The following is an 18710-nucleotide window of genomic DNA, read 5'->3' on the forward strand; positions in this document are numbered from 1 at the left end:
AGGAATGGAGCGAGATGGTCAAATTGGCATGTATGACGCTCCCCTTTGCCAATTACTCTTTGGAGAGAGCGTTGGAAGGAATGGCACGGGCCGGCTACCGTTATTTATCGTTCGGATTACCCCATGCAGGAATGGAGGTGCCCGACGAGAGCGATCCGGCCTCCGTGGAGCGGTTGAGCCGCTTGTTCGAGCAATACCGCCTGGAGCCGGTTAATCTGATCAGTACTAATCAACTGGCACCCGGCCAAACCCTGGAACGGGCTCGAATAAGGTTCGAGACCGCCCGGGCGTTGGGGGTGAAGGAATTATTATCTCTGGGGACGTGGGGCTACCGTCAATTTCCTGATGTTCCCGTACCTGAGGAAGAGCTGGCCAGGCTTAATGAGCGATTCGTCTCGCGATTCCAAGAAATCGCTGAACTGGCTGAGCGCTACCGCATCCTGGTGACGATCAAGCCGCATACCGGGAACACGGCGACAGCGGCCCATATGAAGCAAACGTTGGAGGCCATCGGCTCCGAGTACATTCAAGGCAGCTACGATCCCGGCAATGTGCATTATTATGAAGGAATCCGTGCCGAGGAGGATATGCCGCTTATCGCGGATCGGCTGCAATCTTTTATCGTCAAGGATCATCGCGGGGCCAGGTCAAACCTCGATTTTCCGATTCCCGGCGACGGAGAGGTCCGATTCGTCGAGCTGTTCGGACAATTAAAGCAGTCGGGTTTTACGGGACCGGTCATTGTCGAAAGAGTCGACGGCACCGCCGATAGACCGTGGCTCCCGGAAGAAGTCGAAGAGCGGCTCTATCAGACCAGAGTTCGGATAGAACAATGGCTGAAGGCTGCCGGCCTGTCGATCCATTCGCCTGAACCATAAAGAACATACGGATGAAGAACCTGAACCTTCGTGTGGGCATTTTGCCTCACGAAGGTTCTTTTTTTTCTAAACAGGATACAGGCCGATCTAACGAACTCTGGTAACGTTATAGGGGCTGAATTAAGGATTTGGATCGCTGACGAATGTCTGTATCGTTATTAAACGGAATATTATTGCAGACAGGAGTTTTCCTTAATGGCTTATCTATAGATTTAGATTTTGTTCAGTGTTTCTTTAAAGATTCTTAAGTTTTATTTGAAATTAATTTTAGCTTCTTTATTTATAGTGTGTTATAGACATCAGTCATGCTGCAGATCGGTTAGACTACGGCATCAAATCATTGGGAGGACTAAGATGAAAACCAATTTATACGTATTATACGGTGGCAAATCGGCGGAGCACGAAGTTTCCCTGTTAACCGCATTTACGGTGCTGAACACGTTGGATAAAGAGAAATATAATGTATACCCCATTTACATAACGGAAGAAGGAATTTGGTGCAGTCTCGGCTTATTGGACCATGAATTGCTCGATGTGGACGAGCTGCGGGGGAGCCGTACAGGAGTAAGTCCCGCCGCTTCTATGGGGGAACTTCTGTGCAAGCTGTTCTCCGGAGAAGGAAGCAGGGTGGTCCTGCCGGTTCTGCACGGGACGAACGGCGAAGACGGGACCGTCCAAGGCATGCTGGAACTGATGGACGTGCCCTATACGGGCAACGGGGTGCTTACCTCAGCAGCGGGAATGGACAAGGTAATTATGAAGGAACTATTCGCCAGAGCTGGAATTCCCCAAGCGGATTATTTGGCGCTCCTTCATTACGAGTGGAACCAGGAGGCGGGGCGTCAGTGCCAGCGGATTGAGGAGACGATAGGATATCCCTGTTACGTCAAACCGGCTAACCTGGGCTCTAGCATAGGAATCAGCCGGTGCGAGAATGAGCAGGAGCTGTATCGTGCTATCGAGTTGGCCTTTCAATATGACCGCAAGCTAGTTATCGAGAAGGAAGTGGTTGGGCGCGAGGTTCAACTGGCGGTCATCGGCAACGACCGTCCGGTATGCTCGGTGGCCGGAGAGTTTTTGAAGAACAGGGAGTTTTTTGACTATAACAAAAAGTATAAGAGCGGCCAATTGATCCAACAAATTCCGGCTCATCTGAGTGAAGAGGTTCATGACCGGTTGAGGGAGCTGTCTATTCAAGCTTTTACGGCATTGGATGGGGCCGGATTGATGAGAGCGGATTTCTTCGTGACGGACGAGGATGAAATTTATATTAATGAAGTAAACACTCTTCCCGGTTTTACTAAAATCAGCATGTTTCCTGCATTATGGGCCAAGACCGACGGAACGACTTACGGCCAGCTAATCGACAAGCTGATCGAGCTGGCGCTGGAGCGCCATGCACACAAGCAAAATCGGAGCTATAGGGGGAATGAGCAATGATTACGAGAACGTTAGGACAAATAGCGGAAATGATCGGGTCGCCGCAGCCTGCGGAGTCTTATCGGAAGATCAGGGTGCAAGGTGTATCTATCGATACGCGGTCGATTCAGGAAGGGAACTTGTTCATCCCGATAATTGGGGATCGCTTTAATGGCCACAAGTTTGTGCGCGATGCGTTCTCTCAAGGAGCGGCGGCCGTCCTGTGGGATCGGAACGAACCGGATCCGCCGGTGGATCTTCCTTTCCTTCTAGTCGACGATACGGTGGCCGCCATGCAGAGCCTGGCCCGAGCGTACCGGCAGCAGCTTCCGGTCCGAATCGTCGGCATCACAGGGAGCAACGGGAAGACATCGACCAAGGATATGCTGGCCGCGCTTCTGGCCACCCGATATAAAACGGAGAAGACGTTCGGGAATTTAAATAATCATCTAGGCGTTCCATTGACCCTTCTTAAGCTGGAAGAAGATACGGAAATGGCTGTGGTCGAGATGGGAATGTCCGGATTGGGGGAAATTTATCAGCTGTCTTCGATAGCTAAGCCCGATGTCGCTATTATTACCAATGTGAGCGAGGTGCATTTGGGGGATTTAAAAACGAGGGAGCGGATCGTGCAAGCGAAGCTGGAAATTTTATGCGGTCTCCGCAAAAACGGGCTGTTCATCTATAACGGGGACAATCCCCGTCTGACCAATCAGTTGGATGAGTTGACGCTGGAGTTTGAGACCGCCTCTTTTGGCAGCAATCTGCAAAATACACTTTACCCGACTCAGTATCAGATGGAGGAGACCGGCATTCGTTTCTCCATCAACGATGAGGAATGTCCTCCGTTGTCCGTTCCTCTGCTCGGCCGGCATCAAATGATCAATGCTTTGAGCGCGATCGCCGCGGCCCGCTACTTTGGCGTAACGTATGAGCAAATCCAGCAAGGCTTCCTCGCTGTGGAGGCTACAGGCATGCGCAATGAATTGATTCGGGCCGGTCAATGCCTGATTATCAATGATGCTTATAAGTCGAATCCGACCAGCTTGCGCGCCGCGCTGGACACCTTGTACTCGATGGACCCGAATAAACGAAAAATCGCTGTTCTCGGGGGGATGGTCGAATTGGGGGAGGAATCGGACTCCATGCATAGCGAGATCGGAGAGCAGCTGGACCCGGGCCGGCTGGATGCTTTATACACAATAGGTGATTCTGCGGCACGGATCGCCCAGTCAGCCAGAAGCCGATTGGGAGACAGCCGGATTACAGTCTGCTCGGAAAAGAACGAATTAATCGAACAACTAAAGGGGAAGGTCAACGAGGATTGTGTCATTTTATTCAAAGGTTCGAGGGGCTGGCATTTGGAGGAAGTGGTCGAGTCCCTGATCAGAGAGGCGAGCGGCTTATGAGAACGAAACCTTGCCACCGGCACACTTGGGCTGAAGTTCATCTGGACCGGATCGGGCACAATATCCGGGAAATTCGCAGGCGTTTGCCGTCAGGCGTGAAGTTCATGGCTGCGGTCAAGGCTGATGGCTATGGACATGGAGCCGTGCAGTCGGCCAACGCCGCCTTGAAAGCCGGTGCCGACGCATTGGCGGTAGGCATGATCAGCGAGGCGCTGCAATTGAGACAAAGCGGCATTCGGGCCCCGATTCTCGTGCTTTCCCCGGCGCTTCCTTCCGAGGTGGATCTGGCGGCCAAACATGACATTGCGTTGACGGTAAGCGAGGCAGCCTGGCTGAAGGAAGCGCGCCCGTTCCACCAGAGCCGCAAACCGCTGCGTCTGCACATCAAGATGGATTCCGGTATGGGTCGCATAGGAATTCGCGACCGGTCCGAATGGGAAGCGATGGTGCCGCTGCTCAGGAGCGACGGAATAATGGTGGAAGGGGTGTATACCCATTTTGCAACAGCGAACCAGGCGGATTCTGCTTATTATTTCGAGCAATTCGACCGATTCACGGAAATGCGAAGCTGGGTCGCGGAATCGGGTTTTACCGGTTTTATCGCTCACTGCTCCAACAGCGCGGCTGCGCTCCATTATCCGGAGCTGTCCTTGGATATGGTTCGGGTCGGTGCGGCCCTATATGGGATCAACCCGTGCGAGGAGGAAGTCAGACGAAGGAGGCCTGTTGATTTACAGCCCGTTCTATCGCTGCATTCTGAAATCATTCAGGTCAAATTCGTCAAGCAAGGGGAGAGCATCGGATATGACCGCTCTTATGTGGCGACACAGGACGAGTGGCTGGGCACAGTTGCCATAGGATACGCTGACGGTTATTGCAAAGGATATCAGGGATATCACATGCTGGTGGACGGCCAAGCGGCCCCGATTGCGGGCAACGTCTGTATGGATCTGCTGATGATCCGGCTGCCGGGACACTATCCTGTCGGCACAGTTGTAACGTTGATTGGCAGGCAGAACGGCCGGGAAATTACAATGGAAGATCTGGCTGCCCGGATCGGAAGCATCCCCCAGCAGGTGCTGACCATGCTTTCGTCCAGAGTGCCGCGTATTTATTATAATAAGGGGATTTATGCCGGGACGGCAGATTCTCATTCATTGTCCGCTGTTACCTCTTAATCAGAATGAAAGCAGGAGGCAGGCTGATCATCCCGATACCAGGGTTATGCGGCGGATCAATGGGAAAGAGCAGCCTCGGCTGCTCTTTTGGTAAAATGATAAGAATTTATTTATGAGATTCACACTTGCATTCCTGCTTAATCATTCACCGCGAAACGTTATTCCACCGCTAAAGGACGGCGATAGCCGTTTACGTTTGCCTGCTGTCCATTCCTTACAGATCATCAAGGCGGGAAGAAGCTGGTTCGACTTCGAGCCTGGAATGAAGAATTAACCCAGCCAGAAGTACATAACGGCAATAACGATTCCCGCAAAGATACAGAACAGCAAGGTATTAAACAATTCTCTATAAATGCGTTTGGAATCGTTCTCGTCGAATGGAGGCTTGTTCTGCTGCATCTTCCGTCAACTCCCTTCCGTATAGAAATGTTCGATGGAACAAATCTATCGGAAGAATCCACGAAAGTGGACGTATATTTAATCGGCAGCAAAAATTCCCGAGAACGCAGCTTGACCCTCATTAGATCAGCATGGCGAAAAGGGAACAGCGGCAATAGCTTCTTCTTGTGCATCAACCGATACAAGACAACAACAAGCAGGATGACAGCACCTGTTTCAAAGCTTCGTGCAAAGGAATGGAGGTAGGATCCGTGTTGTTCAGCGGACAGATACGGCCCTTCAACAGCTACGATTCCGTGATTCGCCAGAGGAAGGGGAAAGGAAGCCGCCACAATGAGAAGAAACACGACTAACCATAGTCTGACTTTGCCTCTTAAGCTCATGATGACCCCCATCTTGAACATTTTTCCTTATCGTATCATGCCGCCTTCCGGCTGTCTATCTTCCATGCCGAAGCATGTTAGATCAGGGCCACCGGTCAAATCGATGGCTGCAAAGAGCGATTAAATACAAGACGAAACTTTCGTCCTGGAGAACCTTCTTTCTCCACTCGATAGGCTATAAGTCTTTGCTCGCTGTGTGCGCAAGATTTACAGGGGAGAATCACGCTGGTTATGAGGTTAGCCGCTTGTTTAAGACATGTCAAGGCGTAAAGGTTGACAATTGCCGGCTTCTGCTATAAAATTTAATTACGCTTAATTTCCGATTTTCACATCGGAAAGCGGGGGAACCAGTCTTTGGGGCGAATCATTCTTTGATAAGAACGTAGGGAACCATCTTCCCGAGCCCGTCAGCTAACCTCGTCTGCAGTGGATGGGTCAGAGCCAACAATACAAGCAACTTCTGCTTACACATGACCCTTTGAGGGTCTTTTTGTGTATAGAGCCCCGCCGCTGACAAAAAGACGAAACGTTTTTGTCAACGCGGGGTTTTTTGTTTGTAAATCGTTTTTGGAATGGGGTGCTTAACATGGATACCGATGAATCGATTCATAACGAACCGCCGCCTCTGCCTGTTTGGATATTGTGGGATGGTGATGATGCGAAACAATTAAGAAATTCGAGTTGATCATTTAAAGGAGGAATTAGAATGGCCCAGCCGAAGTATATTACCGATATCGACAAGATAACGGCTATACCGGAGGAAGAGAGAGAGAAGCTAAAGAAAATTACTGAAAAATTTGTGTTTCGGGTTAACGATTATTATTTAAACTTAATTCGTTGGGACGACCCTAACGATCCCATAAAGAAATTGGTCATTCCTAATGAAGGCGAGCTTCAAGAATACGGCCGCTGGGATGCTTCGGACGAAGACACGAACTATGTGGTGCCGGGCTGTCAGCATAAGTACAAGACAACCGCTTTGCTTATCGTATCTGAAGTATGCGGTGCTTACTGCAGGTACTGCTTCCGTAAACGGCTATTCCGCAACGATGTCAAAGAAGCGATGATGGATGTGGATCCGGGTCTTGAGTACATCTCGAAGCATCCGGAAATTAACAACGTCTTGCTAACCGGGGGCGACAGTCTGATTCTCGCCACCTCCAAATTGCGAATGATTCTGCAGCGGCTGCGAGAAATCAAGCATGTCAAGATTATTCGCCTCGGCTCCAAAATCCCCGTATTTAACCCTATGCGAATATATGAAGACCAGGAACTGTTAGATACCATTCGAACCTATTCGACTCCTGAACAACGCATTTATGTTATGGCACATATTAATCATCCGCGAGAAATAACGCCGGAAGCTAGACGGGGCTTCGAGGCGCTTCACGAAGCAGGCGCCATTGTCGTCAATCAGACTCCTGTTTTGAAAGGCATTAACGATGACCCGGCTGTTTTAGGCGAGCTGCTAGATAAGCTGTCCTGGGCGGGGGTCACTCCGTATTATTTCTTTATAAACCGTCCGGTTGCCGGAAACAGAGATTTCGTCCTCTCGCTAAAAAGAGCCTATGAGATCGTGGAAGAAGCTAAAGCGATGACTTCCGGATTAGGGAAGCGCGTCCGACTGTCCATGAGTCACACATCCGGTAAAATCGAAATATTAGCGATAGACAAAGGGAAAGCCTATTTGAAATATCACCAATCCCGAGATGGTCATTATGGTCGCTTCATGGTGCTGGATTGTCCTGATGATGCGGCCTGGTTCGATGATTTGCCGGGCAACGAGCAGTATTGGGAGCGCCCGGAGAAGAAAACAGATAAGGTAGTATCCGTTAATGAGCTTCCCGATATGCCCCAAAGAAAGGTAAGGGTCAGAGTTAGCAGATAAATATTATTATGAGTAAAGAAGGCGGTCTGTCTCTTCATAGAGGCAGCGCCTTTTTATGTTTTCGCTAGTCACAAGGATGAAAATCAAGAGACAATATTTCCGTTTTATGGTAAAATATATCGAATATCCATCCCGTGAGCCGTATGCTGCTATTAAGGAGAGGGCATCAGGTACCAGGTATTTCAGGCCAAAGACTTCGGGTACAATCCTAGGCATTATGCCGATGGAGGAGAGATTGTGAGAAAGTACAAAGGGAGAGCTTATGTTACGCTGACCTTGCTTGCGATATTTTTTTTGTCCCCTCATTATTACGGCATTTCTGTAGGGGATTACTTGATACAAAAAATAGGAGTGCCGCCCTGGATAAAGCTGAGCGAAACTTCCAGACTTCATCTGTCCGTCTTGATAGGAATAATTATTTTGATAGTCGGATTTATTTGTGCAGTCCAATATTACAAAAAGACAGACCCGAAGATTACGAGGAAGCTTCTCATGGCATGCGTCATTATTGCGTTGGTTACGCCGCTTGCCTCTGAGCAGCTTTTGTATCTTTTCAACTCAAGGGCTGCAGGAATTCATTCGGTTCACTATGTAAAGGAGAATAGCCGCTGTCAATATCATTCCGATGTGGGGGGATTACAGTTGGACTGCTCTTTGATGATTGTCAATTTCAGTGGAAAACAGCAGAGGATAACCGTTAAGCCTAATTGGGACTCTTTTCCGGACAGTTTGTGGTACAGCAGCAGGGAATTAGGAGAGAAGGGAGAAGCTGAAGAGCTGTTTCTCGGCCCGCGATCCAAGATGGTCCATACCGTACAATATTGTGCTCCGGTGGGGCAAGGCGTGCTGTGGGGATCTATTGAAGCACCAGATATGATTATAGAAGAGGAATGAAGAGTTAAGCAACCTGTCAACTTGACTCTGGGGCCGTTCAGTATCGTTTCTGGTTATTTACCTGTCCAACCGGACGACCCGATTGGGCCGCACCGGTCTTATCCCATGATCTTAGGCTTGCTTTTGTCCTGATTCTGCAGTCAGACAGGGTGCTGCCAATAAAAGGCCAGACCGGATCATCTAATGACGGCCTGTTTTGTTGTCCGTGCTTTCCGGATCAAATATTGGGTTAACTGCGAGACGATGGAAACCGGTGCTTTCCGGTCGAATCCTTCGAACATAGGGCTTGGATTGCATTCGATCAGGACGACGGAACCGTCCGTACAGAGCTTAAGATCTACTCCACTGAATATAAGTCCGAGCGTGCGGCAGGCGAGAATACAGAAGGAAGCGATTGTATCGCTGATCCTTATCGGTATTAGAGTTGTTTCTCCTTCGCGATAATCGGTCTCGCCGCCGGCAATTTCAAAAGCGGCGATGACTTCGCCATCCAGAATAAAGACACGAATGTCCTTGCCTGATATGTATTCCTGGAACAGCACGGGTGCGTGTGCGAGTGTTTCCAATCTTTCCTTGGTCTTATCTTCTGAACTCAACAGTCGACACAGAGCTCCGCCGGCCACCGGCTTATATACGACGTCCCGATGGCGAGAGAATTCCAGCACTTGCTCACCATCCCCAGTTATCAACGTCTTGGGTATCGGCAGACCGGCACGGCGCAAGCTTTCCAATTGAAATGGTTTAGCGAAATGAAGGAGCAGAGTGTCCACCGGATTAACGAGGAGCTTGCCCTGCAGCGGCATGTTTTTAAGCCATGCAAGCCAAGTTGCATAACGCTCTCGTTGGGCCGCAATCGCGACATAACCGTCCTCCTCGATTTGCTGTTGGATCGATTCCGTATCGATAGCGGGAGTTGGAATAAACAACGCCCGTAAGAAGAACACGTCTATATTTTCCAATGGACTTTTCTGATAGTGGACATCATATTCCTTCCCACCTGAGAACATAGTGAGCGGGAAAGGAAGATTCGGGGCGTTATCCAGGATGACAGGCAGTGCACCTTGACGTTCAATTTCCCGGGCCATGTACTTGCAATGCCGTTCGTTAGCGGCTCCTATGATACCGATTCTTAAATCTCTATTCATGTTTCCTCCGTTTATCCGTTGAATTGAGACATTTCAATAAAGCTTACAATTTCATTCGTTCTATATATTTGGCACTAAAGAAAGGATCATTCCGTTCCGAAGGAAAGTGCCTCCAAGCTTCAAACATCATACTCCTTCCCCAAAAAGTGAGGATATGCTTCGTAGTGAAATCCGTCCGCACCGTAACACGGTCGGCGTCTAAATCCTCCTCTAAGCGCGGTCCCCCTGACTTTGCTTCGAAAAAGGTTTATACATTACTTTTCGGGGACCCCAATCCAACAGATTCCTTCTATATGGATGGGCCTTCGGATGGTGGGAATACAAAGCCAAAACTCGCCCTGGAAGCATCTTTCTTTCTCCACTCCATGATCTATTAAATCTTTAGTTCAACTTTTATATAGTTCTAGTATTCACAAAATATAGGCGGAAATAAATAGAGCGCCGCAGGGAAATCATGTACGGACCGTTTCCCATGCGGCGTTACAAACCATTGTCTCAGTCTAGCCATCGTAAGTAAAGCCGCACTCTTCGCCAATAGCCATTGTCGTAAAATCCCCGCCTTCTTCTCCTATGGCATGAGTCGTTATGATAGAGGGGGAATCCGAGCTATTCGAGAATAGAGGGGCACTGGATTTGCGTACTTCCAGTTCTGTAATAAACAGTTTCTTGGCTTCCATATCATTTACCTCCTTCCTCTCCAATGATAGAATGTAATCTATAATTTTTGATTACCCCCATAAATACCCATAAATGGAATAGATGAATCACTATTACGAATTATTCACGATTGCCGATGTTTGAAGGTGTATCAGATTGCTAATGATCTCATTTCGCAATTTTATGTCTATTACCAGAACAGCGATACCGTATTATCCGCCAATGATAGAATGAACAGCAGAGCCCTCAATTCGGTCATGCGGCTGGGCCATGATCGTTATTCCTTATCGTTCCGTGATTGATCTAATAAAACAGCGGAGGGGCGTCAGCCGCCCTCTCCGCTATAATATCAAGCATCCATTCGTTGCACTTGCAAGCATATCCCTTCGATTATGCACCTTCTAGTTACTCTTTTACTTTAAATGTATTGATCGCATCTAAATAAGTCTGTTTATTCTCATCCAGCTTTTGATCGTTAGTCCAGAAGATGAGTTGGTGAAAGCCCGACTCGGATTCGACAAGAGTGAACAGATAAGCTATTTTAACTTTATCCACTTCGCCGCGGACTTCAAATTGAACGGCCGGGAGTCCATTGATTTCCAATTCTACCGCATCCGTGTAATTGGAATTGCCTATGACCTCATCGGTCAATTGCATCTCCATGATCAAGTCATAATAATCACTTAAAGTATGCCCCTCTTCGAAATCTTCCTTCGGTTCGGATAAGACAACCATATAGTTTTCGCTTGCATTAGTAATATAACTGGCTTGGAGGGAAGCCTCCTCATTAAGTCCATGGATCTGGCTCCACCCTCCGGGCAGTGTAATTTCGGTCCAATCCTCATCATCCGTTAAGGTGACTTTCTTAAGATTTTTCTTGCTGTTTGAATTCTCCACTGCCGCTGTATCGGGATTCTCATTCAAAATACGGAAGGAATTAATGACATTGCTAAATTCTTTTTCGTACTCGTCATATCTTTCATCCAATGTCCAGGCAGCCAACTGATAGAATCGGTTGCCTTTCTCCAAATAAGTGATCAAGTACCTGACCTGGATTCCCGATACTTCTGCGGCTATGACGGTTTGTTTGGCTGATACATCATCTATCTGGACTTCTTTGATTTCCCCGACTTCCATTTTCGTTGCAGTAAGCTCTATGTTTGAATTAGTGACGCTAATAAAATCATCGAGCGTTGTGCTATCCGCAAATTCCGATTTGGCAAAAGGTACCGCGATCACGTATTTTTCCTTCCTCAAGTTGGCGGCGCCAAGGATCGCTTGCGGATTTAAGGTGCTGTTTTCCTTCCAATCGCTTGGAACCGTTATCTGCACGCTCTCATCCTGGCTCTTAAGCTCTTTCCCTTCCACTTTTGACTTGGAGTCTGTCTCCTCTTTGTCAGCTCCTTTAGGGGTCTGTGTTGCTTGTGGTTCGGCCGATGGTGCAGGAGGCTTGCTATCGGCCCCGCATCCAGTGAGCAGTCCAGCCGTTAGGACGGTAGATGCCAACAGCAGGTTCCATTTTCTCTTCTCCATCTTTCTCTGACTTCTCCTTTTTTCTCTCCAATAATTAACAACATTTAATACTTTACCGCGAATTTCAAAAAAATGAAATAGTTACATAAAGAAATTGCTAATAATTTTAAATATTCCTCTGAAATACGAAATGAAAAACCTTAAATTCGAGAAATGATCCACTATAAGGGCTTTACGAATGTTAAAATACGATGGGGTGATTTTTTGAATCTCCTGGAATGGGTGGATTCTGCATCGCGAATGACGGCGGTTGCTCGTGATGAGCTTGATCAAGAAGGGAGGGAATTAGACCAGAGAGGAAAGTCAGATGATTCATGGCCTCGACTTCCCTTAATAACCGGCTCCGGATAATGTAACGGCCGGCGCCGTCTTACCCAGAGGGGGATTCGAATGCTTACACTTGCTCCTTACAATTGTTTCTTCTTGCAGCGGCACCGTTCTTTTTTGGCCTGCTGGTTAACAGCTCAGCATAGCGCTTTCGCTATATAGCAATTCGATATTTCTTTGGCAGGTTGTTTTCCTGATCTATAGGTTTTGGGCTGGCACGGTGTTTGCTAAGCTGCGATTAAATAAAGCGGTGAGCTTTCTTATAGGTAACTTTTTTTGGTTAGTTGGATTTGCTTTGTTCGTGTGGCAAATTTATTATGTAAGTGACGGGCAAAGGAATATGCTGCTTGCCGGGTTGTCACAGCACTTTATGCTCCCTTTCGTGTACATTGGCACTAAATTATTGGTCTTCTCTAAAGCGGAGGTTATCCGCAGCAATGCTGTGATTATACTTGCATATTTGTCTATGCTTGTTACTTTTTCCGCCGGTTTACTATACTCGCTTATTAAACATATGGGAAATAGGGAGCGGAGAGAGGGACTGGAGCTGGAGAAGCATTAGCTGTAAGTTCATAAAAAGCTTCTATTGGAGTCTGTTCGCAAAAGTCGTCGAACTAGTAGAAGCTATGGCAGCCGGCGTTAGCCTGAGGCAGCCCATTAGACAGCGACACCATGATAGGAAATGACAGGAGGTAATGACTTAATGGGCGTGTTGGATTTTTTTAGAAAAATAAGAAAGAAAGCCGAACAAGAGCCGGAGGAGGCCAGTCCACCGGTCGAGGAGCCAGTCACGGAGGAGGAAGGATCGGCCCCTGCGGGTACGGACGATTCCGGATTCGCTCATGTATGGATGGTAGAATTGTTATACCGGGGCAAGCCGGTATTGAATTTGGACCGGCTGTATTCGAAGATGCAGGACTACACGGGGCCGGTACAGCTGCAGGATGAGGAGGAAAGGGACGGCCCGGATGAAAGCGGCCGGGATGATTCCCGGAAGTACAGCTTTGAACCGCTAGTGTTCTTTCATGACAACTATAGGGTTCAATACAAGGACGGGGCGCTGCCTGCCCAAACGTGCATTTTGCCCCCTGAACGGTCTCCGGAGCCGGCGATGTACGAAGCCGCACTGCAGCAATCGTGGCATTGGCCGGAGGCGCGCCAGGTGGTTGGACAATGCCGGCATTCTTTGCTGCTGACTGATTTTGGCGCGGCGGGGCTAGATTATAAAGAAAGGCTGAAGCTATTCCAGAACGCCCTGCGCGCGCTGCTGGAAACCGTGCCATGCGATGCGATCTACTGGAAAGCGAGCGGCAAAGTTGTCCACCCGGAGGAGTATTTGCGAGCGGTGTCGGAAGGTGAATGGTTATACGGTGCGATGAACGTCCGCTTGTACAAATTAGAGGAGACCGGAGGGACAGCTCCGGAAATGCTCGTCGATACATGCGGTCTTGCCGCTATGGGCATTCCCGATCTGCAATGTCATTTTGGCGGGCTTGATCCGAATGAAGTCGCCACCATGCTTATTGATCTCGCCTACTACCTGTTCGAGAGGGGAGATATTATCCAGGATGGGGAAACGATAGGTTCTGCGGAGAGTCAGCGATGGCGCTGTGAGCATCAGCATGCCCTTGTCGAGCCTAAGCGTTATGTGATTGATCTTGATCCGGGAGAGCCTTATTATGCCGGCAAACAGCACCATAGCGAGCAACGGCAGTCTGATGAATAAAGGTATAACAAAAGTAACGAGCCGGCTGGGGACCCAGCCGGTTATTTCTTGCTGCCTCTGAATCACGAAACTTCAAACAATGGCGCTATATTTGCAAGGATCGTTGGTTTCTCCATCTCCCTTTTTTTCGACAAATCTTCTGAGTTTTAGCGAAATTCCAACAAATGAAATACGACTTATGGAGCATTTAACGAGCAGAGAGGATTGATATAATATACATGACACATACAGGTATTTATACGGGATGACATGATCAAGGAAGGCATAGACGGATTCGTAGACGAGGTTGCAGGACGGGTTCGTAAGGAATGAATGCATACTTCCGGGAGGTGAGGGAGCGGTCATTAACGATTTTGTAAACGGATTCATAGACTCAAGCCCAGCTTGTCGTACTCATGTTACCAAACTCAAGGTGTGCGAACTATCGTCGAATTTCTATCCCAACGATGCAAGGTTTGACTAATTTTCAAACTATGAAAAGGAGCGATTTGCGATGAATTCACGATGGCAGCGAATGATGCGAAATATTGGCATTATATCCATGCTTCTCGGCCTCGGAATGATATGGTTTCCGGCAGCTGGATGGGCAGACGGGGCGGAAGCGGCGAACAGCGTCCTGGAAAAGGCTCTCCTGAACCCAGGTTTTGAGCAGGTAGTGGCAGGCAAGCCCGAGGGCTGGCGGGCTTATGAAGCGGCATCCGTTTTTGAATCCGTCTATGACCCGGTTCATAGCGGCGGCTATAGCGTCAAGCTGATTGATTCAAGTGCGGGCTCCGGTAACGGACTCCGAAGCAACTCTATTGTTGTGCTGCCGGGTAAGACCTACAGGGCGTCCGTGTTTGGCTGGAACGAATCCGGTACGTCCGAGCTGTACTTGGAGTTCTGGAACGAGGCTGGAACGCGGATTGGTGTCTCTAGGGCGGGGGTGCCCGGTGTGCAGACCTGGGAGCAGGTAAGCCTCGTTGCGGAGGCCCCGTCAAATTCTGCATACGCGACATTATTGTTATATCAGCATCAAAATAATGTGGGCACCGCCTATTTCGATGATGCTGCTTTCGTCCCATATGAAGCGCAATATCCTGTTAACGGAGACTTTGAGGAAGCGGTAGATGGGAAGCCGGCCAACTGGAAGCCGCTGGACAATGCTAGCGCGTACAGCGTCGTCACGGAGCCTGTTTACAGCGGCCAGTACAGTGTAAAGCTGGAGGACCCGAGCGACACGGTTGGCCCCGGTCTTCGCAGTGAGCCTATTCCCGTTACGCCAGACAATAGGTATAAAGCATCCGTTCAATCGTATAATGAATCTGGAGTCTCTCAACTCTATCTGGAGTTCTGGGACTCGTCCAATCAGCGGATCGATGTGAAAATCGCGTCGAATAACGAACTCGGCCGGTGGAAGCCGATAATGATCGAAGCTTATGCGCCGGAGGGAGCGGTTTATGCGACGCTTCTACTGTATCAGCACAAGACAAATGTGGGGGTGGCTTACTTCGATAGGGCACAGTTTGAGACGGTTCCGCCGGAGCCGATCAGGGAATTCCCTTTACTGACGGAGGGGCATCCGCGTCTGTATTTTACAGGGGATGAACTCCCTGCTTTACGAGACCGAGCGGCGGATGATGTGAATGCGCCATTCGGTACGAGCGGCAAGCAGCTGTGGGAGTCGGTCGAGAAGAATGCGCAGCAATATTTGACCGAAACGGAATTCTCCATTAGTTATTATGGCGGTAAGATCGTTACTTTTCCGCTGCCGCCCGTTCAACCGGACCCGATGGAGAATCCGCCGGGCTTTCCGAGCCCTTATCCGTACTGGACGATGATGACCCGGGCCATCCAGGATCGGCTGGAGACGCTCAGTCTTGCTTACGCCGTTACAGATGATTCGGTTTATGCCGACAAGGCGAAAGCCTATATGCTCTCCGTGACCGATTGGGAGACATGGAGCGACCCGACTTATCCATGCGGCGGTTATACTTGTCTCGATACTGCGCATCTGACGTTCGGCGTCAGCATGGCCTTCGACATCTTATACGCACAGTTGACTGAGCAGGAGCGCAATCAGGTCGTGGAGGCGCTGGAGAATAAGGGCCTTAAGCCGCTCTATAAAGATGTGCTGGGGCAAATCGACCATAACATCCAGACGCTTCGTGCGGCTGCACTCGGCAGCGGAGCCGCGGTGCTGCTCGGTCACAGCCCGAACGCGGACGCATACTTGACCCGGGCGATGACCTACTATCAGTGGTATTTGAATGAACGAATGGAGTCCGGTCAGCAGGAAGGGATGCTCTATACGAGCTATGCTACGGATAACATGATCAAGGCCTTCGACCATATTGACCGCGTGACCGGTGTTCGGGAACTGGCGGATCATCCGTTCCTGAACGATTATCTCGTCCGCTGGGTGACTTATTTCCTCGCACCGGGCGGAGGCGGGCTGGCCAACTTCTCGGATTCGGGTACAGCCAACTATTTCGGATTGACGATGAATGTTATCAATGCATGGTTGGGTAACGGTCAAGCGGGCTGGTATTTGAAAGAAACCCGGTCGGCGGCCGGCGGACTGGAAGGATTTCTATACTTCCGGCCCGATGCGGTGATTGTGCCTCCGGACAACTGGCCGGAATCGGCCGTATTTGACGAAATCGGCTGGGCCGCCCTCCGTTCGGGCTGGGAGAATAACGATATTTTGTTCGCCATGAACGCGAACCAATCCAAGCTCGGCCATAATCATTTTGATCAGAACAGCTTTCAGATCGCAATGAACCGTTCCTGGATCGCAGGAGACCCGGGTTATCAGGATTATGTAGCGGGACCCGTTAACGACTTTACTGTCCGGATGGGGCACAGTACCATTCAAGTCGACGGCCAAGGCCAAAGCTCGTTAGGCGGTGGCGTCATGACCCGGGGAATGCTGGCTCCAACCTATGATTACATTAAAGGGTCGGCCCCGGGAGCGTACACGAATCCGAGCTTGACCCAATACGATCGGCATGTAGTATACATGAAACCGGGCTATTTTGTAATGCTGGATGATCTGAGGGCAGATGAGCCGCATGTCTATGATTGGATCTTGTACAGCGGCGGACTGGAGACTTTCGAGATCGACGGAGAAGCGGTGGAAGCGGGATCGACTCACCTTGCCAGCGAGCTGTATTTGCGCAATGGCGGAGCGGAGCTGGCCGCCAAGTTTCTCGGACCGGCCGAGCTTCCCATGACGGTGACGACTTATCCCGGAGCGGAATCGTATGGCTATTATTCCAAGGTCGGGAGCGGGGATGCGAAGAAGGAGCATCGTTTTCTCACCGTTATGAAGGCTCGTCCGTATCACAAGACAGGACAATTTGATGAGTCCAATCTGCTTCCGCTTACGGACAGCTCGGGGCGCGAGGTGAAGCTTGTACAGGCAGCCGGAAGCACGGTCATTTTCTACCGCGGACTTGAAGCCGGGGATTATATGACCGTAACGGTAGAAGTGCCGGAGGATGGAATCTATACGGTGCTAAGCCACTTCCTGCACTCCCCTCTCTATGGCAAAGTGCAGGCGTATATAGACGGGCAAGCGATAGGCGGCGTTTACGACGGATACGCAGCGGAGGTTACTCCGTCGCAGTCCTTCATCCATGGAGACCTGCATCTTACCGCTGGCGAGCATACGATCCGCTATGAAGTGGTCGGCAAAAACGAGAGCTCCGGCAACTACTTTATCGGGCTAGATGCGATACAGCTTCTCCCGGAAGGATGGGAAGATCCGGACAGCGACAAGCTGATGGTCGACGCCGAATGGATCCAGGGGAGCGGAGCGATCGGTGCCAAAGTGAATCGCGAGGATGGCAGCGGGATACAAGACCGGGTACTCTTTGGCATCGACTCAGGCGAATACACCGTTGATGGGGTGACCAGCGATGCCGAGCAGGTGGTTGTAAGCCTGGTGGAGGACGAAGAAGTCGCAGGCTTTAAAATGACGAGAGGAACGCTGCTTCAGCATGAAGCCCAGACGCTCCTCGAGGGAGAGGCGCCATTCAGCGCTTCCGTCGACGTCGAGTGGACTACACTGGACGTCACCGGGGTCGTCGAGCTGGCGCAAACGCAGAGCCTCCGTATCTATGCTCCGGAAGCCGCATTCGTCAGCGTGAACGGGATCCTGCTGCAGAAGGAGCAATACACGAAGGACGAAGCCTCCGGCATGATCGAAGTCCGCCTCGAGGAGGGGCGCCACGAGCTTCTTATCGAAGCGCCTGCGGCCAGAATCACTTCTTATATCGATGCTTTCGAGCAATCAGGAGAGCTGCAAGGCCCAATGCTGGAGCCGCTGCGCAACAGCATTCGGCAGACCGAGCACCATAGAAGCAAAGGGAATATCGATCAGGCGAGGCATCATTTGCAGCGGTTTATCGACCGTCTGCATCAAGCTTCCATGCAAGCTTTTATTTCCGAAGCTGCCAAGGTTAAGCTGAATGGGGAAGCGACGCGATTCATGGAGAGGCTGAATTAGGAGACAAGGTTGCCGGTAGCCGGGCTGTTGCCCGGCTTTTTTTTTCAGGCTGCAGCAAGTCAAAATAATTCCAGGCTATTCAAAGGGGCAAGGCACGATGTTCCATTTGCTGTTATTTTGAGGTACTGTCGCGGGAGTGCTGCCACGTGAGTCTGCCACAGGAGTGCTGCCACGTGAGTGCTGCACGTGAGTCTGCCACAGGAGTGCTGCCGCAGGAGGGACAGACTCAGGTTGACAGGAAATCCACTGCAAAAGCTCCACGGCCCCCTAATCAAACTGGAGTCTCAGCCTACAATATATTATTGTATTTCTAAGGGAGGCGACCAGGATGAGACGATCCAACAAATTGTATGAAGAAGTTCGACTTGATGTCGTCCGACAA

At 49.9% G+C, this 18710-nt stretch carries 13 protein-coding genes and 1 riboswitch; of the genes, 9 read left to right on the forward strand and 4 right to left on the reverse strand.

Going from position 1 to position 18710, the window contains the following annotated elements; all coding sequences use genetic code 11:
- Positions 1-14 precede the first annotated feature (14 nt).
- The 4 genes from KJS69_RS12415 to alr all read left to right on the forward strand — a co-directional run bounded on the left by KJS69_RS12415 (position 15) and on the right by alr (position 4884).
- Positions 15-878, forward strand: a complete 864-nt coding sequence (locus KJS69_RS12415) for a sugar phosphate isomerase/epimerase family protein (protein WP_213584065.1) — start codon at positions 15-17, stop codon at positions 876-878.
- A gap of 354 nt (positions 879-1232) precedes the next feature.
- Positions 1233-2318: a D-alanine--D-alanine ligase gene (locus tag KJS69_RS12420; RefSeq protein ID WP_213584066.1), complete on the forward strand. Its 1086-nt coding sequence runs from the start codon at positions 1233-1235 to the stop codon at positions 2316-2318.
- On the forward strand, positions 2315-3706 hold the full coding sequence (locus tag KJS69_RS12425; protein ID WP_213584067.1) for a UDP-N-acetylmuramoyl-tripeptide--D-alanyl-D-alanine ligase: 1392 nt from the start codon (positions 2315-2317) through the stop codon (positions 3704-3706). Before KJS69_RS12420 ends, KJS69_RS12425 begins: the two co-directional genes overlap by 4 nt.
- On the forward strand, positions 3703-4884 hold the full coding sequence (alr, locus tag KJS69_RS12430) for an alanine racemase (protein WP_213584068.1): 1182 nt from the start codon (positions 3703-3705) through the stop codon (positions 4882-4884). Before KJS69_RS12425 ends, alr begins: the two co-directional genes overlap by 4 nt.
- Before the next feature lie 270 nt (positions 4885-5154).
- On the opposite strand, the gene KJS69_RS29970 is transcribed toward alr, so the two are convergent.
- Entirely contained in the window at positions 5155-5283 is a 129-nt protein-coding gene (locus KJS69_RS29970) for a hypothetical protein (protein WP_283777456.1), read from the reverse strand.
- Between the two features lie 682 nt (positions 5284-5965).
- Positions 5966-6107, forward strand: a riboswitch (cyclic di-AMP (ydaO/yuaA leader).
- Between the two features lie 265 nt (positions 6108-6372).
- Here KJS69_RS29970 and KJS69_RS12435 point away from each other — a divergent pair.
- Together KJS69_RS12435 and KJS69_RS12440 are read left to right on the forward strand one after the other, a co-directional pair.
- A complete protein-coding gene (locus KJS69_RS12435; protein ID WP_213584069.1) occupies positions 6373-7554 on the forward strand; it encodes a KamA family radical SAM protein in 1182 nt (393 codons plus the stop codon).
- A gap of 237 nt (positions 7555-7791) precedes the next feature.
- Positions 7792-8448 carry a hypothetical protein gene (locus KJS69_RS12440; RefSeq protein ID WP_213584070.1) on the forward strand — a complete coding sequence of 219 codons (657 nt, stop codon included), beginning with the start codon at positions 7792-7794 and terminating at the stop codon, positions 8446-8448.
- A gap of 176 nt (positions 8449-8624) precedes the next feature.
- Here KJS69_RS12440 and KJS69_RS12445 read toward each other — a convergent pair whose 3' ends face one another.
- From KJS69_RS12445 to KJS69_RS12455, 3 genes are all read right to left on the reverse strand, one after another.
- The gene (locus KJS69_RS12445) at positions 8625-9593 is read right to left on the reverse strand and encodes an ATP-grasp domain-containing protein (RefSeq protein WP_213584071.1); all 969 of its coding nucleotides are present in this window, start codon (positions 9591-9593) and stop codon (positions 8625-8627) included.
- A 500-nt stretch (positions 9594-10093) separates the two neighbouring features.
- Positions 10094-10270, reverse strand: coding sequence for a hypothetical protein (locus KJS69_RS12450; protein ID WP_213584072.1), 177 nt, complete (start codon positions 10268-10270; stop codon positions 10094-10096).
- A 385-nt stretch (positions 10271-10655) separates the two neighbouring features.
- Positions 10656-11783 (reverse strand): PsbP-related protein, encoded by a 1128-nt coding sequence (locus KJS69_RS12455; protein ID WP_213584073.1) that lies wholly within the window; start codon positions 11781-11783, stop codon positions 10656-10658.
- 547 nt (positions 11784-12330) lie between these two features.
- On the opposite strand from KJS69_RS12455, the gene KJS69_RS12460 reads away from it, so the two are divergent.
- The 3 genes from KJS69_RS12460 (at position 12331) to KJS69_RS12470 (ending at position 18328) form a co-directional block, all read left to right on the forward strand.
- Positions 12331-12672, forward strand: a complete 342-nt coding sequence (locus KJS69_RS12460; RefSeq protein ID WP_213584074.1) for a hypothetical protein — start codon at positions 12331-12333, stop codon at positions 12670-12672.
- A gap of 141 nt (positions 12673-12813) precedes the next feature.
- Positions 12814-13836 (forward strand): DUF4261 domain-containing protein, encoded by a 1023-nt coding sequence (locus tag KJS69_RS12465; protein ID WP_213584075.1) that lies wholly within the window; start codon positions 12814-12816, stop codon positions 13834-13836.
- Positions 13837-14329: 493 nt separating this feature from the next.
- A complete protein-coding gene (locus tag KJS69_RS12470; protein ID WP_213584076.1) occupies positions 14330-18328 on the forward strand; it encodes an FIMAH domain-containing protein in 3999 nt (1332 codons plus the stop codon).
- The last annotated feature ends 382 nt before the right edge of the window (positions 18329-18710 follow it).

This window comes from Paenibacillus sp. J2TS4, assembly GCF_018403245.1.
GTDB lineage: Bacteria > Bacillota > Bacilli > Paenibacillales > NBRC-103111 > Paenibacillus_L.

Excerpts from the sequence above, each read along its gene's own strand:
- KJS69_RS12415 (WP_213584065.1), top strand. The coding sequence starts at position 15 with ATGGTCAAATTGGCATGTATGACGCTCCCCTTTGCCAATTACTCTTTG.
- KJS69_RS12420 (WP_213584066.1), top strand. The coding sequence starts at position 1,233 with ATGAAAACCAATTTATACGTATTATACGGTGGCAAATCGGCGGAGCAC.
- KJS69_RS12425 (WP_213584067.1), top strand. The coding sequence starts at position 2,315 with ATGATTACGAGAACGTTAGGACAAATAGCGGAAATGATCGGGTCGCCG.
- alr (WP_213584068.1), top strand. The coding sequence starts at position 3,703 with ATGAGAACGAAACCTTGCCACCGGCACACTTGGGCTGAAGTTCATCTG.
- KJS69_RS29970 (WP_283777456.1), bottom strand. The coding sequence starts at position 5,283 with ATGCAGCAGAACAAGCCTCCATTCGACGAGAACGATTCCAAACGCATT.
- KJS69_RS12435 (WP_213584069.1), top strand. The coding sequence starts at position 6,373 with ATGGCCCAGCCGAAGTATATTACCGATATCGACAAGATAACGGCTATA.
- KJS69_RS12445 (WP_213584071.1), bottom strand. The coding sequence starts at position 9,593 with ATGAATAGAGATTTAAGAATCGGTATCATAGGAGCCGCTAACGAACGG.
- KJS69_RS12450 (WP_213584072.1), bottom strand. The coding sequence starts at position 10,270 with ATGGAAGCCAAGAAACTGTTTATTACAGAACTGGAAGTACGCAAATCC.
- KJS69_RS12455 (WP_213584073.1), bottom strand. The coding sequence starts at position 11,783 with ATGGAGAAGAGAAAATGGAACCTGCTGTTGGCATCTACCGTCCTAACG.
- KJS69_RS12465 (WP_213584075.1), top strand. The coding sequence starts at position 12,814 with ATGGGCGTGTTGGATTTTTTTAGAAAAATAAGAAAGAAAGCCGAACAA.
- KJS69_RS12470 (WP_213584076.1), top strand. The coding sequence starts at position 14,330 with ATGAATTCACGATGGCAGCGAATGATGCGAAATATTGGCATTATATCC.